Here is a 20,123-nt window from a genome sequence, read left to right as displayed (position 1 = left end):
AGGAAACTTTCCAAAATGATTGCTGAGACGCTACTCACGGCGTCACCAGTTCGTCAAGATGTCCATGTATCGATTTCATGAGGAGCAAAGCCCGGCCGGATGGCCGGTTCGACGCCGGCCACGGCGAGGGGTACGCCCGCCGGCAGCGGCGGCTCCGATCCGCGTAGCCTCGCCTCCATGACGGTCTTCGACACCCCGATCGACGCCCTCACCGGCGGGCCCGCCGACCTCGCCCGGTACCGGGGTCGCGCCCTGCTGGTGGTCAACGTCGCGTCCCGCTGCGGCCTCACCCCGCAGTACGCCGGCCTCCAGGCCCTGCAGGACGAGTACGCCGACCGGGGCCTCGTGCTGCTCGGCGTGCCCTGCAACCAGTTCGCCGGCCAGGAACCCGGCAGCGCCGCGGAGATCAGCGACTTCTGCCAGGTGAACTACGGCGTCACGTTCCCGCTCACCGAGAAGGTGGACGTGAACGGCCCGCACCGGCACCCGCTCTACGCGGCCCTGGTCGACACCCCGGACGCCGACGGCCACACCGGTGACGTGCGGTGGAACTTCGAGAAGTTCCTGGTGGCGCCGGACGGCACGGTCGCGGCGCGGTTCGCGCCGACCGTCGAGCCCGGTTCGCCGGAGTTGCGCGCGGCGATCGAGAAGGTCCTTCCCGCGACCACCTGACCCCGCACGGCCGGTCCGGACCGCCGGCCGGCACGCCGCGCCGTCCCCGGCCCGGACGCGCGGAACTCGGCAACGTGCGGGGCGCACGGCAGTACGTTGGGCAGACGGGGCCGGGGCGCGCGGCACGACGGTCGGACGGGGGTCGGGGTGGCGACGGTGGGGCTGATCGGCAGTGGGCACATCGGGAGCACGGTCGCCCGGCTGGCGGTGGCCGCCGGCTACGACGTCGTCCTCAGCAACCGCCGGGGGCCGGCCACGCTCGCCGACCTGGTCGGCGAGCTCGGCCCCCGGGCCCGCGCCGCGACCCCACCGGAGGCGGCCGCGGACGGCGACCTGGTGGTGGTGACGATCCCGCTCAAGGCGTACCGGGACGTGCCCGTCGACCCCCTCGCCGGCAAGCTCGTGATCGACACGAACAACTACTACCCCGAGCGGGACGGCCGCTTCCCCGAGTTGGACGCCGGCCCGACCACCAGCAGCGAGCTGCTCCAGCGGCACCTGCCCCGGTCCCGGGTGGTCAAGGCGTTCAACAACATCTTCTTCAAGCACCTCCTCGCCCTGGCCCGCCCGGCCGGCAGCGCGGACCGCAGCGCGCTGCCGGTCGCCGGCGACGACCCGGGCGCGAAGGCCGAGGCCGCCGCCTTCCTCGACCGGCTCGGGTACGACACGGTCGACGCCGGGACGCTCGCCGACAGCTGGCGCTACCAGCCGGACACCCCGGCGTACGGGGTCGTCTACTCGGCCGACCCGCAGGACTGGGAACGGGAGTCCCCGGCCGACGCGGACAGCGTGCGCTCGGCCCTCGCCGCCGCCACCCGCTGACCCGCACCGCGGAGCGCCGGCCGCGGCGGTCCGGAGTGGACGGCGTGTCGAGGGTTGCGCCGGAGTCCCGTTCACGGGACTCTGGTGACGGGCACCCGTCCCCGCGCCCCGGAGGCCACATGCAACCGCTCCGCACCGCGTCCCGCCGGCCGCTCGTCACCGCCGCCGCGCTCCTGCTCGCAGCCGGCGGTGTCGCCGTCGTCGCCGGCCCGGCGCAGGCCGCCCCGGTCGGCTACGTCCGGCTGGCGCACCTCTCCCCCGACACCCCCGCCGTCGACGTCTACCTGGCCGCTTCCGGTCAGGAGAAGCCCCAGGTCTTCCCTGGCGTCGGCTACGGGGTTGTCTCCACCTACCTGCCGTTGCCCGCCGGCCGCTACGCGGTCGCCATGCGCGAGGCCGGCGCCCCCGCCGACGAGCCTCCGGTGCTGACCACCGAGGTGGCGGTGAGCGGCGGCGCGGCGTACACGGTCGCCGGGGTCGGCCGGCACGCGGACCTCGGGCTGCGGGTGCTCGACGACGACCTGAGCGCACCGGAGCCGGGCCACGCCAAGGTCCGCGTCGTGCAGGCGTCGGTGCGCGCCCCGGTGCTCGACGTCGCGGCGGCCGACGGCCCGCCCATCGCCACCGGCGTCCGGTTCGCCACCACGACGGACTACCAGCAGGTCGAGCCGGGGCGCCTGCGGTTGCGCCTGAGCAGTGCCGGCGGCCCGACGACCGACGTACAGGTCACGCTGACCGGCGGGGCCGTCTACTCGCTGCTCGTGCTGGACGCGAAGCAGGGCGGGCTCACCACCGAGCTGCGGCAGGACGCCGCGGGCGGGGTCGTCGTCGTCCCGACGGGCGGCGTCGACGCCGGCGCCGGCGGCAGCACCGGGCCGCCCGCGTACCCGCTGGTCGCCGGCGGCCTCGCGGTGGCCGCGCTGACCGCGGGCCTGGTGTTCGTGGGCCGCCGGCGGCGCGGCGTCTGGTGACCGGCCGGCCCGGCGCCACGATCCGGCGGCACCGCGACCGCGGGGCGCCGGCCACCGCGCTCGTCGCGGCCGGGGCGGCGCTCTGCCTGGTGGCGGGGACGGGGGTCGGGCTGGCCACCACCACCTCGCCGCCGCCGGCCGTGGACTGGCGACCGGGCTGCACCACCGACTGCCCCCGGGCGGCCCCGCGGCCCGCGCGGCTGCCGGCCCCGACCCGGGTACGCGTGCCGCGCATCGCGGTCGACTCGCCGCTGGAGGTACTGGGTGTGGACGCGGCCGGCGCCCTGGCCCCGCCGGTCGACTTCGCCCGGGCCGGCTGGTACGGCGCCGGGCCGGCCCCCGGCGACCCCGGTCCGGCCGTGATCGCCGGACACCTGGACTCCCGCACCGGACCGGCCGTCTTCGCCCGGCTGGGCGAGCTGCGACGGGGCGACCGGGTGCAGGTGTGGCGCGGCGACCGGGTGGTGTCGTTCCGGGTCACCGGCACGGTGCGGGCGCCCAAGGACCGCTTCCCCACCGCCGCCGTGTACGGCCCGACGCCCGGCCCCGAGCTGCGGCTGGTGACCTGCGGCGGCGACTTCGACCGGCGGACGCGCCACTACCGGGACAACGTGGTGGTGTTCGCCGTCGCCGAGCCGTAGCTGACCGGGCAGCGGACGACATGGTCGGCGCGGGGACCGACCAGCTGTCGGCGTTCGACCGGTGCCGGCGGCCGCATCTGCCCCACTGACCAACCGATCAGGCGCGGGCGCGAACCGATCCAGCCGGATAACTGGATTCCGGCTCGCGTCCGCGCCCGGCTCGCTACCCTCGGCTGCGGGACCCACACGGACATCCGCGGTGCACGTCATGCCGATTGGAGCGCCATGCCCGCCACGTCACGACCGCCTGTCCTGCACCTCGTCGTCGGCGCCGCCGAACCGGCCGCCCAACTCAGATCCTTCATCACCGCCTGCCAGCAGCTGGGCTGGGAGGTCCACCTCGTCGCCACCCCGGACGCGTTCGACGTGATCGACCCGGACGCCGCAGCTGACCTCACCCACCACCCCGTCCACACGGACGAGCAGGTCACCGAACTGCCGCCGGCCGAGGCCTACGCGGTCGCCCCGGCCGGTTTCGACCTGGTCAACAGGTGGGCGTACGGCTTCAACGACAACCTCGCCCTGCGGCTGCTCAACGAGGCCACCTCCATCGGCCTGCCGGTCGTCGCCGTGCCCGTCCCGGACCCGGCGCTCGCCCGGCACCCCGCGTTCGTGGAGAACCTGGAGCGGCTGCGGCACTGGGGCGTCCTGGTGACCGCGCCCGCCGAGCCCGCGGACCGGGCCCCGTGGCGCGCCGCCGTGCGGGTGATCGCCGAGTGGACCCGCTTCGCCCGGATGCCGGTACAGCCGACAGCGGTGCCCGAGCAACCGGGCGGAGACCGGCCGCGCAGCGCCGACGACCTGGCGTTGCAGTCCGGCTGAACGCCCCGCGCAGAGCGACGAGGATCGCGCGAACCGCGGAAACAACGAAGCTGACAAGATGGATCACGCGCCGAGCAGTTGCCGGGCGACGATGAACCCGGAGCCGCCGCTGACGCCGGCCCCCGGCCAGGTGCCGGCACCGAGCTGGTACAGGCCGTCGATGGGCGTCCGGTGGCCAGGCTGGCCGGGCAGCGGACGCAGCAGGTAGCTCTGCGCCAGGTCGTGCGCACCACCGTACGGATCACCCGGACCGCAGTTCGGGTTGTAGCGCGCCAGGTCGTCCGGTGTGGTGACGGCGTGCGCGGCGATCGCATCGGGGATGTTGGGGATGTGCCGGCCGACCATGGTGATCACCCGGTCCACGAGCCGATTGGTCAGGTCGTCACTCCAGCCACCGTCGCCCACATCGATCACCCCGGCCGCGTCCCCACGCGGGCGGATCGGCATCTCCAGCAGCTGGATACGAAGGATCGCCGCACCGGCCGGAGCGCGGCTGGGATCCAGCGCGGTCGGGCAGTCCACGGTGAACGTCGGGTCGGCGGGCAGCAGACCCGCCATGCCCTGCGCCACGGCAAGCGCGCACTCGTCCAGGCCGCTGGTCAGGAACGGCTGACCGATGGTCGCGAAACGAGGGTCCGGCCAGCGCGGCGGTTCCCGTAGGGCGAGATGGATCTGCACGCATCCGCGACCGTACCGGTACCGGGCTGCCTGTGCGCGCAGCGTGTCCGGCGCGTCGCCGCCGAGCAGCTTGAGATAGAGCTGGTCGGCGTTGGTGCAGGCGAGCACCGCCTGGCGAGCGGCCATCCGGGTCCCGTCGGCGGTGACCACACCGGTCGCCCGCCCCTGATCGACCAGGATCCGATGCACCTCCGTGCCGGTGACGATCCGCCCGCCGTGCTCAGTGACCAACTGGGTCAGGGCGGTGACCAGGGCCTCGCTGCCACCGACCGGAAACGGCATGCCCGCCCGCATCGCGGTCTGGGTGAACAGGGTGACCCAGATGCCGCTGCCCGGCTCATTCGGCGTGCGCCCCATGTGGAGCACCCAAGACGCGAGCATCGCCCGCAGTACCGGCGAGGAGAACCGGGACACGGTGGTCTGCGCGGTGTCGAAGAGGTCGACCGCGAACGGAGTCAGCCCCGCGCCGTCGCCCCGGAGCAGCCGACCGATGGCGGCCCTGGCACCCGGCTCGCTCAGCTCGCGCGAGAGGAGCCCGAAGACATCGCCCGCGTACGGCGCGAAGGCCGACATCCATGCGGCGAAGGCATCGCCGTCGCCGGGCGAGAGCTGGTCCGCCTCGGCCACCATGGCATCCATCGACCGGTGCAGGACGGCCGTACGGCCGTCCGGAAAGGACACTCCGGTGGGCGGGTCCGGGTTGACGTAGCTGAGGCCACGCGCGGTCAGCTCCTCGCCGAGGTCGGCCCAGACGGGGCCGGCGTGCAACAGCGGATGCACCGCGGAGTAGACGTCGTGCAGGTAACCAGGCAAGGTCATCTCTTCGGTACGCACCAGGCCGCCGGGCCGGTCGTTGCGTTCCAGGATCAGCACTTCGCGCCCGGCCCTGGCCAGGTAGGCGGCGGCAACCAGGGCGTTGTGCCCGCTGCCGACGACGATGATGTCGTAGCTGTCCACTGCGTCTCTCCCCCATCGGCGCTCCGTCAGCGGGGCGAGCGCCGACGTCAACCGGAGGTCGGGCCACCGGCGCGGTGGTAGCCGGCCGGCCCCCACGAGGCATCGCGACATTCGGGCCGCGAGGAATCTGGTCGAAACGAACTCTATAGACGTTGCCGCTCCGGGTAGCGGGTTTCCCTGGTTCCTACCCTCGGCGGCGATCCAAGCCGTGCTTCAGGTCGGCGCGTTGATCCATCTCGACCGACCGTGCGGATCAGATCGCCCGTCGATCGACACACGAGACGGATCACCGACAGTTGAACTCCGCCGACCGGACCGTCAGTCGGCATCGGTGGTCATGCCGGTGCGGCGCCCACCTGCATGTAGACCAGCGATCGCGACCGGTGGCGGCGGGCAGACCTGCCGGCACCGGAGGCCTGCGGTCATCACCCGGAGGAAGACCGGCGCCTGGATCTGGATGTCGAACTCGGCCAATCGCAGCTCCCGCCCGTACGTCTACCGCAAATCGCCTGCGTCGCGGCCTCGGTCGGGCACCTCAGCCGACGAACCCCACGGGCAAATGGACCGGCGGGGGCCGGACACCGGCGGCGAGCAGCCGCCGGTGAGTGGATCAACCCAGGGTAAGCCTCAGTCGGCCTGGGCGGCGAGCTCCCGGGCGCGGTCGCGGGCGGCCTCCAGCGCGGCCAGCAGCGCCGCCCGCACGCCGTGCTTCTCCAACTCGCGGATGGCGGAGATGGTGGTGCCGGCCGGCGAGGTGACCGCCTCGCGCAGCTTGACCGGGTGCTCGCCGGAGTCACGCAGCATGACCGCGGACCCGATCGCGGTCTGCACGATCAGCTCGTGCGCGACCTGCCGGGGCAGGCCGAGCAGGATGCCCGCGTCGATCATCGCCTCGACCAGCAGGTAGAAGTACGCCGGGCCGGAGCCGGACAGTGCCGTCACCGCGTCCTGCTGCGACTCGGGCACCCGGATGGTGGCGCCGAGGGGCTTGAACATCTCCTCGGCGAGGGCCAGGTGCGTGCCCGTGGCGTGCGCCCCGGCGGAGATGGCGGTCATCGCCTCGTCGACCAGGGCCGGGGTGTTGGTCATCACCCGCACCACCGGGGTGCCGTCGGGCAGCCGCCGGCTGAAGAAGGTGGTCGGCAGGCCGGCGCAGAGCGAGATGACCAGCTTGTCGGCCGGCACCTTGGGCCCGATCTCCTCCAGCAGCACGCCGGCGTCCTGCGGCTTGACCGAGATCGCGAGCACCTCGGCCTCGTCCACCGCGGTCAGGTTGTCGACCACCCGGACGCCGTAGCGGGCGGCGAGCTCCTCCGCCCGGGCCGGCCGCCGGGCGGTGGCCAGCAGGCGGTCCACCGGCCAGCCCGAACGCAGCAGCCCGGAGAGCATCAGCTCGCCGATCTTGCCGGCCCCGATGACCGCGACCGTGTGCACCGAACCCGCCATCGGGCCGTACCCCTCTCGCCGTGAAGCCGGCGCGCGGCGGACCCGGGGGCCCGCCGCGTCGCCGTGGGACGGATCAGCTGCCGAAGAAGACCTCGGCCTCGGCGTACCGCTCCAGCGGCACGGTCTTCAGCTCCCGGGTGGCCTCCGCCAGCGGGACGCGGACGATGTCCGTGCTCTGCATGGCGACCATCTTGCCCCAGTCGCCCTCGTGGGCGGCGTCGATGGCCTGCAGGCCGAGCCGGGTGGCGAGCACCCGGTCGAACGCGGTCGGGGTGCCGCCGCGCTGGATGTGACCGAGCACGACCGTGCGGGCCTCCTTGCCGGTCTTGGCCTCCAGCTGCTCGGCCAGCCACTGGCCGATGCCGCCGAGGCGGACGTGGCCGAACGCGTCCAGCTCCTGGTTGTGCAGGACCATCTGACCCTCGAGCGGGTGGGCGCCCTCGGCGACCACGACGATCGGGGCGTACTGGTGCTGGAAGCGCTTCTCGACGTAGCCGGCGACCTGGTCGACGTCGAACTGCCGCTCCGGCAGCAGGATCACGTTGGCGCCACCGGCGAGGCCGGCGTGCAGGGCGATCCAGCCGGCGTGCCGGCCCATCACCTCGACGACCAGGGTGCGGTGGTGGCTCTCGGCGGTGGTGTGCAGCCGGTCGATCGCCTCCATGGCGATGTTCACCGCGGTGTCGAAGCCGAAGGTGTAGTCGGTGGCGCCGAGGTCGTTGTCGATCGTCTTCGGCACGCCGATGACGTGGACGCCCAGCTCGTGCAGCTTGGTCGCCACGCCGAGGGTGTCCTCACCGCCGATCGCGATGAGCGCGTCCACGCCCTGCGCGGCGAGGTTCTCCTTGATCCGCTCGACGCCGTTCTCGATCTTGAACGGGTTGGTGCGGGACGAGCCGAGGATGGTGCCGCCGCGCGGCAGGATGCCGCGGACCTCCGCGATGCCCAGCGGGCGGGACAGGCCCTCCAGGGGGCCCTTCCAGCCGTCCCGGAAACCCACGAACTCGTGACCGTAGTTGGTGACGCCCTTGCGGACCACCGCCCGGATCACCGCGTTGAGACCTGGGCAGTCGCCGCCGCCGGTGAGCACGCCGATACGCATGATCTGCTCATCCTCCTGGGAGCATTGGGTGAAGCCCGGTAAGCCCCAGGATAGGTGTCAAGAACAGACCATCGGCGCCGTTGCCGGCCCGGGGCGGGCCGTCAGTGCGCACTGTAGTCCGCGCGGGTGTCCGCCGGCACCGCGGCCCGGTTACCGTCCAGTAGCTGCTGACCTGGGCTTTCCGGCCGCCCGGTCAGCGCCCACCGGGTCCGGTCATGGCGCGCCACCGCAGCAGGTTGTGCCGCGCGTCGACCAGCGCGTCGTGCCGGGCCGCCTCGGCCTCCGGCAGTGGCGGGCGGCCCCGGTCGTCCCAGACCTGGCGCAGTTCCTTGGTGAACCGGGGGATCTCGCGGGGCAGCGCGGTCATCGGGCCCCAGAGCTGCGCGAGAGCCACATGGTCGTACGCCGCGTACCAGGCCCAGAGCTCGATCTGCTCGCCCGGACGGTCGCGCACCGGCTCGAGGAGGAAGTCCAGCAGGTCGTCCCGGATCCGCTCCCGGGAACGCCAAGCCCGGTCGGCCGGCGACGGAAGCTTGTCGAGCACGTTGCGGCGCACCCACGGCACGGCCCGGGAGTCGTCGAACTCGGTGGAGACGGCATAGAACTCGCGGCCGTACTCGTCGACGACGCCGATCGACACGAGATCGACGATGCGGCCGTCCTCGATGAACTCACAGTCGTAGAAGTAGCGGTAGACCATCACCGCCATCCTCGCCTACGCCCCCGCCGCCGCGCCGGGCGGGTGGCGACAGCCCGACCTCCGGCACGTTCGCGCAGGTCACGACGGGGATGAGGGACGGCCTCGAGTACGCCTCGAACGTCACGGAGATGAATTGAGGGGTGTACAGCAAGCGACCGGACCGTCATGATCTGATGTGTACCGCTACCGGAGGTGTCGGAGCACCTGGGCGGGGGGCCCGTCAGGTTCACCCGGTGAGCGAGTTGTGGTCCTTGACCGGGGAGGGGTTGGGCCGTGGAGGTGCGCCTTCCGGAGCCGGGTGACGCGCTCACGGGTGTCGAGATGTTCGCCGGCCTCGAGCCGGAGGTCCGGCAACGCGTGATCGCGGCGGCCGTCCCGCGCACGTACCGCAAGGGGCAGCTGCTCTTCGTCGAGAACGATCCCGGCGAGTCGCTGATCGTGCTGCGGCGAGGCGCGGTCGCCGTCTTCCGCACCGCACCGACCGGCGAGCGGGCCGTGCTGTCGGTGATCCGGCCGCCGGACGTGCTGGGCGAGGTGTCCCTGCTCGACGCCTCCACCCGCTCCGCGTCGGCCGAGGCCATCGAGGACTGCTCGGCCCTCGCGCTGTCCCGCGGCGCGTTCATGGAACTGGTGCACTCCAACCCGCGCATCCTCGACGCGGTGATGCGTTCCCTCGGCGCCCTGATCCGCCGCCTGACCGAGCAGAACGCCGACCACGTCTTCCTCGACCTGCCCGGCCGCGTCGCCAAGACGCTGGTCCGCCTCGCCGGCGAGAGCCAGGCGCCGATGATCACCATCGAGCTCAACCAGAGCCAGCTCGCCGAGATGGCCGGCGGTTCCCGGCAGAGCGTCAACCAGGCGATCGGCTCGTTCGCCAGCCGGGGCTGGCTGCGCACCGAGGGCCGCCGCATCGTGGTCACCGACGTGGCGTCGCTGCGTCGCCGCGCCGGCATGAGCGAACGCTGACCGTCGGGCGACGCCGCCGTCAGGCCGCGATCGGCTCGCGGGGCTTCGGCGCGGGCGGCGGAGGCACCGACTTCGCCTTCTGGGCGTACATGTCGACGTACTCGCGGCCGGACAGCTCCATCAGCTCGTACATGATCTCGTCGGTGACCGCGCGCTCGACGAACCGGTCGCTCGCCATCCCGGCGTAGCGGGAGAAGTCCAGCGGCGGGCCGAACCGGATGCGCACCCGCTGCACCTTCGGGATGATCTTGCCCGGCGGCTGGATCTCGTCCAGGTTGAGCATCACCACCGGCACCACCGGGGCGCCGCTCTCCAGCGCGAGCCGGGCAACGCCGGTCTTGCCCCGGTAGAGCCGCCCGTCCGGCGAACGGGTGCCCTCCGGGTAGATGCCCGCGACCCCACCGGCCCGCAGCACCTTGAGCTGGGTGTCCAGCGCCGCCCGGGCGGCCCGGCCGCCGGAGCGGTCCACCGGGATGGTGCCGGTGCCGACGAAGAACATCTTGGTCAGCCACCCCTTGAGGCCCTTGCCGGTGAAGTACTCCGCCTTGGCGACGAAGGTGACCTTCCTCGGCACGATCAGCGGGGTGAAGATCGAGTCGGAGAAGGAGAGGTGGTTGCTGGCGAGGATCACCGGGCCGGTCGCCGGTACGTGGTGCAGGCCCTCCACCTGCGGGCGGAAGATCAGCTTCAGCAGCGGCCCGAGGATGACGTACTTCAGCAGCCAGTACAGCACCGGCGTCCTTTCCCGTGGGGTTGCCCGCGACAGCGACCCGTCCCCGGGAGCGCTGCCGTCGCCGACGAGCCTACGGAGCACCGGCCCTCCGCCACAACGGACGACCGATCAACTTTCCCGTCACACCACCTGTGGCGCCCCGGAGGAGCGCCCTCTCCCACTCGTCCAGCCCGTCGCCGCTCGACCTGGCCGTCGCGACATATTCCACCCCGGAGAACCGGTCGCCCGTCGCTCGTCCGCACCTCCACGGCGGGCACCAGGTCACGCTCCGCCGCGCAACTCCGGATGTCGGCCGCCAGACCGTCCGCCTCCGGGTCAATCCTCACGCCACCCTTCCGCTTCCCCGGAACCTCCGCGAACCCCGCCGACCGTCATCCAGCAACCTACGCAGCGCCGGGCGGTGACCGTACGGTCGCATCTGGCCGTCCTCTACAGCGAGGTGACGGCCAGCCACTCCCCTTTCTTCAGCCATTCGCGCTCAAAGACGTTCCCGGGGGCAGCGGTCGCCAGATGGGCCGAGGTGTCGTCGATCTGCATGGTGCCGAGCCGGGTGCCGACCTTGCGATAGCCATTGGATCGCAAGCGTCGGACTGCGGCACCGGTGCTCTTATCGGCGACGAGAACCTGGACGGCCTCGCACGCTCCCCTCGGATCCGCGACCACCGCTGTGACGACAACCCAACCGTCAAACCGCCGCGCGCCACTCAGCCCGCTGATGTCGACCACTCGGTGGGATCACGCTGCGGACAGCACAGCGCGCCCCAGGTCAGAAACGTCGACCTCGTGCTCTTCCAGGGCGTCGTAGAGGGCATCCGGCCCGTTCGCGGCAAGGAACTCGGCTTCGACGGCATAAGCGGGCACGAGGAGACAGAAGTTCGTCTCCCCGTCCCGCTCGGCCACGAACTGGAAGTCGTCGTCGAACAGGGCGGCGGGAGTGGGGAGCAGGAAACGCAGTTCGGTGCTGGAGGGAACCGGCGCGTTCAGCCGTACGGGTTCCGTCCAGGACAGGAGCTGCCGCTGTTCGACGAATCGCCGAGCGCACGTTAGAACGAAGTCGAGGATCTCTTCGCCAAAATGCCGCCGGTCGAAGACGAAGACCAGTTCCTGTGCGTACCCGTCGCTCCGCGCCCAGCCGCCGCGCCGCGCGGCGCCCGCCAGGCCCTGGGTAACGAGGGTCACCTGCTCGTCACCCGGAACGTCCGCGAACCCGGCGAGGCGCACCTTCACGCCACCGCCGACAGACTCCTCAAGCTCACTGAACGGCGTACCGAGATGTCTGCGGAGGTGTCGCGCCACCTCCGCACCGTCCGATGGACGGCGGTTGAACCTCACCATCGTGGCCCTCCCCTCCATCCCCTCGCCGAGGCGAGGCTACCCCGGCCCCGGCGTGGGCCGAGACCGGGGTGCTCGCCGGAAACAGTCGGTGGCAAGAAGATCAGCTATTGATCGCGCCTGTTGCACCGCTGGCACCGGGCCCGCAGGTTCGACAGGTGGTTGTAGGCGTCCAGGAACGCCTTTCGAGTCGCCCACACCCGCTTCTTGAGCTTGCGGACCTTGAAGATGTGATCGATGTCCCAGTCGCGGAAGGTCCGCTTACCCTGCTTGACGGTTCCGCCGATCTTGATCCCACACGTGGAACAACGCGGAATGCCGCTCGCGTCCCTGGACTTCGCCAGGACCTTCTTCGCCACCCCGCCGCGGAACCCTCTCGGGCGCTTGCAGTGGGCGCTGTTGTTGTGAACGAGGACGTCCGCTCCGTCGACAGCGACGAGGAACGTGTGGACGGTCGCGACATTGAGGTTGTACACCTCGCTGTCCTGCACCCAGCCGTAGTCCACGACCCGTACGACGGTCTTCTCGTTGTCGTAGCCGTCCGTGACGACGTCGCCGACGTGCACGTCGTCGGCGCGGACCCAGCCCCTGCCGACCACCCACACCGGATGCTCCGCCGTGGCGGTGAGGACGCCGTCAGCCCCCTCGTCGAGATCGATCCCGATGAGCCGCCTGCTGCCCTGGCCGACGAAGACCTCAAGCACCGGCTGGGCCGTGACGTCGCCGGTCGTCGGATCGACTGCCGCCACCTGGTCACCGATCCCCAGCGCGCCGATCGGCAGGTAGTTTCCGTCGGCCATGCGGACCGGAGTGTCCGGGACGAAGGAGTTGCAGCGGCTCCGGTGACGGCCCTTGTAGGCACGACGAACCTTGCTGGCCTTACGCGCCTTGTAGGCGGCGCGGGCACTGTTCACGGCGAGGCGGGCGCCCTTCACCGCCGCTCCGGCGCCGACGACGGCCGCCGCCGCTCCCGCGAACGCCCAGGCCGCCTCCCGCCAGTTGCCGGTGGCCGCGTACGACACGGCGGACACCACGCCGGCGATCGTGCCGATCGGGCCGGGGATCATCGAGGCGTACGAGGCCACCTTGGCGACCTTCGACAGCCCCTTCTTGATGCTGCCCCAGCCCCACTTGCCGTCCAGGTCGGTGCAGTTGACGGGGTCGCCGGCGCAGTAGTCGTACGCCGTGGCGTTGCCGCCGTCGATTGGGTCCACCTGGAGGAACCGGCCGATGCCGGGGCTGTAGAGGCGGACGCCCATCAGGATGACGTCGCCCATCGCCTCGCCCGAGCGCTGCTTCCCGCCCAGCCAACCGTACCGCTGGTCGGCCTGCCCGGCCATCGGCACGCCGAACTCGTCGTAGTCGAAGAACTCCGGCTCGGTCAGCGCCGTGTCGACCGTCGCCGCCACGTCACCGTGCAGGTTCGTCAGTTGAAGTACGACGTCGCCGGTGGCCGAGGTGGTGGCGGCCAGGTCGCCGTCCGGCCCGGACACGTTGCGGGTGATGCTGCCCAGCGTGGTGTCCTCGACGATCCACCGCGGCTCGTCGGAGTCGTCGCCGTAGTGGTTCAGCTTCGACGTCGCGCCGACCCAGTTGCCGTCGACCAGCGTCTCGGTGGTGTACGCGCGGAACCGGTGCGCAGGGTCCAGCGTCCACGTCTGCCGCGCGTCGTCCAGCTGCTGGCGCTGTACCAGGTCGTTGGCGAAGTAGCTGTTGACCAGGCCGCCCGGCAGCGCCGTCGTCCGGCCGAAGGCGTCGTAGACGTACCCGTCGTCGGTGAGCCGGTCCGCAGTGTCGTACGTGTGGATCCGGCTGGCGGTCGCCGTTGACTCCTCGCAGGTGCCGTCGGCCGCCGGGGCGAAGCTGGTGCTTCCGGTGCGGTTCGTCCGGTCGTCGTAGGCGTACGTCCGGGTGAGGCACCCCTCGGTGATCGCGCTGTCGTGCTGGGCGCGCACCAGCCGGCCCAGCCGGTCGTACCGGTAGGTCTTGCTGCCGCCGGTGTAGGTGTGGTTGACCCACTGGCTGGCGGTGTTCTCCGCCACCGACTCGGAGAAGACCACCGCGCCGTCCGAGTCGCGGGTGTAAGTGCGCTCCACCGGTTGCAGGTTGGCGTCCAACCGGTCGGTCCGGGTCAGACCACCGGGGTACTTCAGCTCGGTGAGCTGCCCGTCCGGGGCGTACTTCGCCGAGAAGGTGCCGGCGATGCTGTCGGTGACGCTGGTCAGCAGGCCGCGCGGCTCGGCCGCCCGGTCGTAGGTGAAGGTGGCGTGGCCGGTCGGGTCGGACACCTTGACGGCCTTGCCGAACCGGTCGAACTCGTTGACCGTGGTGCCGCCGTCGGCGTCGGTGTACGACGCGAGCCGGCCCAGCAGGTCGTATTCGCGGGTGATGGTCGCGGTGCCCATCGTGGTCACGGTGACGTCACCCGAGGTCGGGCTGTAGGTGGTGGTCACCGCCTCGACCGGCGTGCCCTCGTCGGACGTGATCGCGGTGCTGGTCACCCGGGTCGCGGCGTCGTACGTCGTGGTCGTGGTGCGGGTCTTGCCGGCCGCCGTCTCGGCCACCACGGCCTCGTCGCCGTAGCGCGTGTACGCGACGACCCGCCGGACCGGCAGCTCGGTGGTCATGCGGGTCGGGTCGTGCCCGGTGACCGCGCCGACCGCCCGGGTCACGCACGGCTCGCCGGCCCACTCCGGCCGGTTGCCGCACGCGCTGTCCTGGGCGTTGGCCCCGGCCGTGTAGTAGATGATCTCGTTGGCCCGGGCGTCCGCGCCGGACGAGCCGATACCCCACGACTTGAGTACCTGACCGGCGGCGTTGAAGACGGCGTACGCGGTGAGGTTCTCCCCGCCGGTACCGGCGTCGGCGACCACCTTCGTGGGGGTCTTCAGGATCCAGCCGGATACACCACCGTGCTCGGCGTCGTAGCCGTTCTTGCTGACGCGCACGTCGGCGTCCGGGTAGCCGACGATCTGCGCGCCCTCGCTCTCGGTGGTGACCAGGTGGTACGCGGCGCCGTCCGGCTTGCCCTCGTCGTACTTGTTGACGGCGTGCACCCGCCCGATGACCGTCGCGCCCGCCGGGATGACCTCCAGCGGCCCGGTGCCGTCCGGGTCGGCGACCGGGTTCTCGAGGACCATCGTGGCCGTCGGACCGAGCATCTCCAGCAGGTCGACCCCGTCGGAGCTGTACGTGCTGATGGTGGACAGGGCAAGCGCCCGCGTCGCCGTGTCCGAGCCAGCCAGGCCCAGCTCGGCCAGGTAGGCGTCGGCGCCGGGCAGGGTGCCCAGGGCCAGCGCCCGGTCGGTGGCCTCCAGCGTCCGGACGACGTTGCCGAACCGGTCGTACTCCTGGGTGTCGATGTGGCCGCCCGGGGTGGCGGTGTTGACCTCCTTGCCACCGGCGGACAGGTAGTGGACCGTGGCATACCGGTAGCCGTTGGTGCCCGGCGCGGCCGGGGTGGCGCTGCTGCGGCCCGGGTCGTCCTCCGGACCGAACACGGCGGTCGCGTCGGTCGGCAGGTCGACCTGGCCCCAGGTGGAGATGGCGGCGGAGTCGAGGTTGTACGGACCTCCGGCGCCCTGGGTGAGCGGCACGTTGTAGACGACGGTGGTGCCGATCTCACCGTCGGTGGCCGTCGTCGAGCCCTGCTGGAGCGCGGGGCGGCGCACCTTGAGCAGCTTGCCGGCGTTCTCGTCCCCGGCCAGGTCGGCGACCTGGGCGTCGGTGAGCGCCTTGCCGTAGATGCGGACGTCGTCGACGCCGCCGTGCCAGATGTTCGCGGCGGCCCCGGCCCACTTGGCCCGGCCGACCACGTACCCGCCGGTGGCGTTCCAGCCGCCGACCGCGGCGGTGGTCGTCTGGAGGACGCCGTCGACGTACAGCTTCATCCGGCCGCTTGCGGTGTCGTAGACGCCGGCCAGGTGCGTCCACTTACCGAGCACCGGCGCGGTGTTCGAGGTGGCCCGGACCGGGGTGGCGCTGTCACTGTCGGCGCTGACCCGGGAGAACGCGAACCGGTCGTCGGCGGCGACGTAGTTGAGGAAGAAGCCGCTGGTCCGCGACCCGTCCTTGGACACGGCGGTCCGGTTGACGGACTTGTCGGTCAACCGGACCCATGCCGAGACGGTGTAGGAGGACGTGTTGGACAGGGCGGTGCCGGCCACGCTGATCTGCTGGCCGGTGCCGCCGGTGAACCCGGCTGCCCGGTCGGCCGGGTTGTCCGGGTCGTTGCCCTGCGCCCAGAAGACACCGGAGGCCATGGTGCCGGTGCGGCCGCCGCCGGAGGAGTCGGCGACGCTCGTGCCGGAGCCGGCGTCGAGGTCCCAGCGCAGGGCGGCGGAGTCGACGTCAGGGTTGCCGTAGTCGACGTGCCAGGGCAGTTCGCCGGCGGGGGTGATCTTGGTGACCCGGCCGCCGGCGTACTCGTAGATGGTCTTCAGCGCGGGGCTGACCCGCGGGTCCCACACCTCACGGAGCTGGCCCAGGTTGTCGTACGCGTAGCGGGTGACCTGGGTGGCGGTCATCGCGGAGGTGTCCGGGTCCCACGCCCACAGCTTCACCCCGGAGACCCGGTCGGTGTAGTCACCGAAGGCGGTCTGGCTGAGTCCGGCTGCGGTGGACGTGGCGTACTCGTACTCGAGCACCTCACAGCCGCGCGCCGGGGTGGCGGCGGTGCAGTTGTGGGTGTCGTCAACGCCCGGCTCGACCGGGTTGATGACCTTTTTGAGCAGCAGTCGGCTGCCCGCCGTGTCATAGACGTAGCGGGAGGTGGTGTCCGACTCGGGCGTCCACGACGAGGTGGCCGCCCACATTCCGCCCTGCTGGGTGAACTCGGTGACCGTGCCGTCCAGCTCGCTGAGCCGGTACGCGGTGCTGCCGACCTTGCTCAGCACCAGCCCTTCGGCGCCGGGCTCCGGCGTGAAGGTGGTGCCGTCGGGGTTCTTGGCGAAGGTGATCCAGCCGCCGCCGATGGTGTTGACCCGGGCCAGCGAGGGCTCCGGCAGCGTGACGGTGGTGTAGTCGACGTCCGCCGCGCCGCCGGTCGCGCCCCCGGTCCAGGACGGGCCGAACGGGGCGACGATCTCGGTGACGGAGAGGTTGTCCCAGTAGACCTTGCGGCCGGAGCCGCCCTGCATGCCGTTGTAGAGCCGGAAGAACGCCTCGGTGGCCCCGGCCGGCACGGTCATGTCGACCGACAGCTCCTGCCAGCCGTCGGTGTAGCCGGCCATCTGGGAGGCGACCTCGGTGTAGGTGGTGCCCACCTTGTGGAAGCCCACGATCCGCAGGCCACGCTGAGTGTGCGCGGGTACCAGCCCGGTGGCGGCCGGCACGTGGATCCAGCCGGTCATCCGGTACGTCTTCCCCGGGCTCATGCTGAGCCGTAGCCCGCCGTTGTCCCCGCCGACCGCGACGTAGGTGTCGTTGCTGGTCGTGGTGACCGGGGTGATCTCCAGGGAGTCGGCCGGGGTCGTCTCACCCTGGCCGCGGGCGGTGGAGCGCACCGCGGACGACGTGCCGGGGACGGTGAAGCCGGTCAGGTCGGTGGAGACCTGCTGCTGGTTGGCGGTGAGCCGCTCCGCCATCGGCTGGTAGCCGTCGGCCGGGTTGCGCGACGAGGCCGAACGGCTGACCGACAGGCCCAGCTCCTCGGCGTCGGTGGAGGAGAGCGCGTAGTCGCCGGTGAGCAGGTTGACCGAGCCGGGGCCGACCTCGTCGTCGGCGGCGCCGTCGCCGCTGGAGTCGACGGTCACCCGGACCCAGGGGATGGTGTACGCGGGTGTGGTGCCGGTGGCGGTGTAGAGGTGCGCGCGCACCTCGACGACGCCGCCGACCAGGCCGAGGGTGTCGGTGGCGTTCCAGATCGCGTACCCGCCGAGGGACGACAGGGCGACCGGGCTGGCGGCGGTGGCGGTGATCGGAGCGCCGGTGGCGGAGGTCAGGTTGGCCGAGGGCACCGGCAGGGTCGCCCCGCCGGGACCGCGCCGGTACTCGAAGTACGTCCGGGTGTAGCCGGCGACGGGAGTGGTGATCCGCAGCTTGGTGCGCTTGACGATGGTCGCGCCGGGCAGCGGCTCGGCCAGGGCGGCGTTGCCGGCGTCGAAGACGTACAGGTTGGGGCTGGACAGGTTCCCGGCGGAGTCCTTGGCCTGGACGGTCAGGGTGCGGTGGCCGTCGCGGGGTGCGAGGGTCACCGACTTCGCGCCGGTGGCGGCGACGGTCGTCGCCGCGCTGTCGTAGTCGAACTTGTAGACGAAGGCCGCGAGGTCGGTGGTGCCGTTGGCGGGGGTGAAGGTGAACGTGTCGGGCTGGCTGGCGCCGCCGTGCGGCTGCCCGTCGTTGAGGTAGATCGTCGCCGCGACGAACGGCACCCCGGGCTTGTCGGTGTCGACGGTCAGCGGTGTCCACGCCGTCCAGGCGCCGTGGTTCCACGGATCCTTGGCGCGGACCTGCCACTCGTACTGGGTGCCGTTGGCCAGGTCGACCGGCACCTGCCAGGAGGCGGTCGAGCCGTTGGTCCAGGCGGGGCTGCCGGAGCGCAGGCCGGACGAGCTGACCACCGCCTGGGTGGCCTTGTTGCGCACCACGAACTCGGCCTGGAGCGTCTGACCGGCGTTCGCGTCGGCGAGCTTCGCCGAGAGGGTGGGCCGCAGCGACGCGGTCCGCGCCCCGGATCCGCAGGCGGTGTAGCAGGGGGCGACGGCGAGCGCGGTCGGCGCCGACGGTGCGCTGTTGTAGGTGATGGTCACCACCGGCGGGTGGGTGCCCTCGGCGGAGTCGAACCGCTTCCAGCCGGACGTCGAGGTCTCCGAGGTGGCGCGCAGCATGACGCTGGCGCTGGTGAGGTTGTTGTCCGCGCTGTGCTGGAGCGCGCCGCCGACCTCGATGTAGACGTAGCCGTCGCCGCAGGAGGAGTTGTAGCCGCGGGTCTCGGTCGAGGTGCCGACCTTCGCCCGGGCGGTGGGCTGATTGGTCCAGCGGACCGAGGAGTCGACGTAGTCGGTGCGCCAGGCCTCCCAGGACGCGGCGGTGCACGACCACGAGTGGTAGTTCCACAGCCGCAGCTTGGCGGTGATGATCCGGCTGCCGCCGAAGCCGGTGGTGTTGAACCGCAGGTACGACCGCGCGTAGAAGGTCCCGCCGTCGTTGGAGTAGCCGAGCTTCAGGTCGCTCGACCCGGACTGGTCGCTGGAGTAGCTGTTCTGCACGAACGCGTCGAACGACGGCGACAGCGACGTCGGCGGGTCGATGGTCACCGGGAAGGTCAGGTCGGGTCGGGCGAGGAAGTCCTTGTCCGGGGTCAGCTCCATGACGGTCCGGCCACCGGCGGCCGTCGTCCGCAGCGCGACCGGGGCGTGGTTGACGTGGTCACCGGAGAGCGGCGAGACCTTCGCGTCCCACATGAGCGGCGTCTGCGCCCGGCCGATCTGGCGACCGCGCGAGTTCTTGAAGACCAGGCCGCCCATGCCGTCGCGGGCCGCGGTGAGCTTCCCGGTGCGCAGCGGCAGCTTCAGCGTGCGCACCTGGGCGAGGCCCGCCCGGTCCTTGACCACGACGTGCTGCTCGTAGCCGGTGGCGTGGGCGTGGAAGACCAGGTCGACACCCGGCCGCACGTCCGGGTAGGTGACGGTCCGGCCGTTCAGGACGGGCTCGGGAAGCGGACCGGGCCAGCCGACCACCGCGCGTTCGGAACCGGTGCCGACCGAGGCCACCTCGTGCTCCCCGGCGCCGGGCGCGGCGCCGGCGAAGGTGAGGCCGCGCGGGTGCGCCTTCGGAGCCACGACGCCGTCGGCCCGCCGCTGGAGGGTGAGGTCGACGGGCACCCAGGTGTCGCCCTGCCGGACCCGGACCGGGGCGAGGGCCTGCTCCTCGGTCAGGGTGCCGTCCGCGTTGGCGAAGACCTGGGTCGTCTCGGACCGCCGATTCGCCACCTCGACCCGGGCCCCGCAGAGCCGCGCCGCCACCGCCGCGGACACCTCGTCCGGCCGGTCGTCGGGGCAGGCGGGCTTCGGCTGCGCCGCCGGCTTCGGCGCCGCGACGGCCCCCCGCTCGACCCGGGCGGGAACGTCCGACATGGTCGCTGCCAGGACGACGGCCAGCAGCAACGCCACCCGTCGCGCCCAGCGGGCGAACACCCCCCGCGCCAACGAGACGAAAACACCGGTACGCAGATGCTCTTCCACGGCAGCCCCCGTGTTCGCAACCGAAAAGTTGGCGCAGCATAGGAACATCCGTCGTCGGCGATCAATGTCTTGACAGGCAGTTGGGCGAGCCGTAGAAC

General features: G+C 72.0%; 14 protein-coding genes. 6 read left to right on the top strand and 8 right to left on the bottom strand.

From position 1 onward, the window contains the following. Positions 1-177: 177 nt before the first annotated feature. From GKC29_RS12925 to GKC29_RS12905, 5 genes are all read left to right on the top strand, one after another. Positions 178-672, top strand: a complete 495-nt coding sequence (locus tag GKC29_RS12925) for a glutathione peroxidase (RefSeq protein ID WP_155331064.1) — start codon at positions 178-180, stop codon at positions 670-672. A 147-nt stretch (positions 673-819) separates the two neighbouring features. Beyond that, positions 820-1,494 carry an NADPH-dependent F420 reductase gene (locus GKC29_RS12920; protein WP_155331063.1) on the top strand — a complete coding sequence of 225 codons (675 nt, stop codon included), beginning with the start codon at positions 820-822 and terminating at the stop codon, positions 1,492-1,494. A gap of 119 nt (positions 1,495-1,613) precedes the next feature. Further along, positions 1,614-2,465 carry a DUF4397 domain-containing protein gene (locus GKC29_RS12915; RefSeq protein ID WP_155331062.1) on the top strand — a complete coding sequence of 284 codons (852 nt, stop codon included), beginning with the start codon at positions 1,614-1,616 and terminating at the stop codon, positions 2,463-2,465. Beyond that, the gene (locus GKC29_RS12910) at positions 2,462-3,106 is read left to right on the top strand and encodes a class F sortase (protein ID WP_230689019.1); all 645 of its coding nucleotides are present in this window, start codon (positions 2,462-2,464) and stop codon (positions 3,104-3,106) included. The genes GKC29_RS12915 and GKC29_RS12910 overlap by 4 nt, the downstream gene beginning before the upstream one ends. Positions 3,107-3,331: 225 nt before the next feature. Continuing rightward, entirely contained in the window at positions 3,332-3,928 is a 597-nt protein-coding gene (locus GKC29_RS12905) for a flavoprotein (protein ID WP_155331061.1), read from the top strand. A gap of 63 nt (positions 3,929-3,991) precedes the next feature. Here the strand turns inward: GKC29_RS12905 and GKC29_RS12900 are convergent, their stop codons facing one another. The 4 genes from GKC29_RS12900 to GKC29_RS12885 all read right to left on the bottom strand — a co-directional run bounded on the left by GKC29_RS12900 (position 3,992) and on the right by GKC29_RS12885 (position 8,811). Further along, positions 3,992-5,563, bottom strand: coding sequence for an NAD(P)/FAD-dependent oxidoreductase (locus tag GKC29_RS12900; protein WP_155331060.1), 1,572 nt, complete (start codon positions 5,561-5,563; stop codon positions 3,992-3,994). 627 nt (positions 5,564-6,190) lie between these two features. Further along, positions 6,191-7,009: a pyrroline-5-carboxylate reductase gene (gene proC, locus GKC29_RS12895; RefSeq protein ID WP_155331059.1), complete on the bottom strand. Its 819-nt coding sequence runs from the start codon at positions 7,007-7,009 to the stop codon at positions 6,191-6,193. Positions 7,010-7,082: 73 nt separating this feature from the next. After that, positions 7,083-8,111, bottom strand: coding sequence for a 6-phosphofructokinase (locus tag GKC29_RS12890; protein ID WP_155331058.1), 1,029 nt, complete (start codon positions 8,109-8,111; stop codon positions 7,083-7,085). 193 nt (positions 8,112-8,304) lie between these two features. Beyond that, positions 8,305-8,811, bottom strand: a complete 507-nt coding sequence (locus tag GKC29_RS12885; protein ID WP_155331057.1) for a polyadenylate-specific 3'-exoribonuclease AS — start codon at positions 8,809-8,811, stop codon at positions 8,305-8,307. A 273-nt stretch (positions 8,812-9,084) separates the two neighbouring features. Here GKC29_RS12885 and GKC29_RS12880 point away from each other — a divergent pair, with 273 nt between their 5' ends. Continuing rightward, positions 9,085-9,777, top strand: coding sequence for a Crp/Fnr family transcriptional regulator (locus GKC29_RS12880; RefSeq protein ID WP_155331056.1), 693 nt, complete (start codon positions 9,085-9,087; stop codon positions 9,775-9,777). A 19-nt stretch (positions 9,778-9,796) separates the two neighbouring features. Here GKC29_RS12880 and GKC29_RS12875 read toward each other — a convergent pair whose 3' ends face one another. From GKC29_RS12875 to GKC29_RS12860, 4 genes are all read right to left on the bottom strand, one after another. Continuing rightward, positions 9,797-10,510: a 1-acyl-sn-glycerol-3-phosphate acyltransferase gene (locus GKC29_RS12875; RefSeq protein WP_155334111.1), complete on the bottom strand. Its 714-nt coding sequence runs from the start codon at positions 10,508-10,510 to the stop codon at positions 9,797-9,799. Between the two features lie 429 nt (positions 10,511-10,939). Continuing rightward, positions 10,940-11,236, bottom strand: coding sequence for a hypothetical protein (locus GKC29_RS12870; protein ID WP_155331055.1), 297 nt, complete (start codon positions 11,234-11,236; stop codon positions 10,940-10,942). Positions 11,237-11,245: 9 nt separating this feature from the next. Then, positions 11,246-11,737, bottom strand: coding sequence for a suppressor of fused domain protein (locus tag GKC29_RS12865; protein WP_196255864.1), 492 nt, complete (start codon positions 11,735-11,737; stop codon positions 11,246-11,248). Positions 11,738-11,949: 212 nt separating this feature from the next. Next, positions 11,950-20,025, bottom strand: coding sequence for a LamG-like jellyroll fold domain-containing protein (locus tag GKC29_RS12860; RefSeq protein ID WP_155331053.1), 8,076 nt, complete (start codon positions 20,023-20,025; stop codon positions 11,950-11,952). Between the last annotated feature and the right edge of the window lie 98 nt (positions 20,026-20,123).

This window comes from Micromonospora sp. WMMC415 (assembly GCF_009707425.1).
In the GTDB taxonomy this organism is placed as follows: domain Bacteria; phylum Actinomycetota; class Actinomycetes; order Mycobacteriales; family Micromonosporaceae; genus Micromonospora.
Note: the sequence above shows the minus strand (reverse complement) of the source record. Positions and strands in the feature narration are given on the sequence as shown.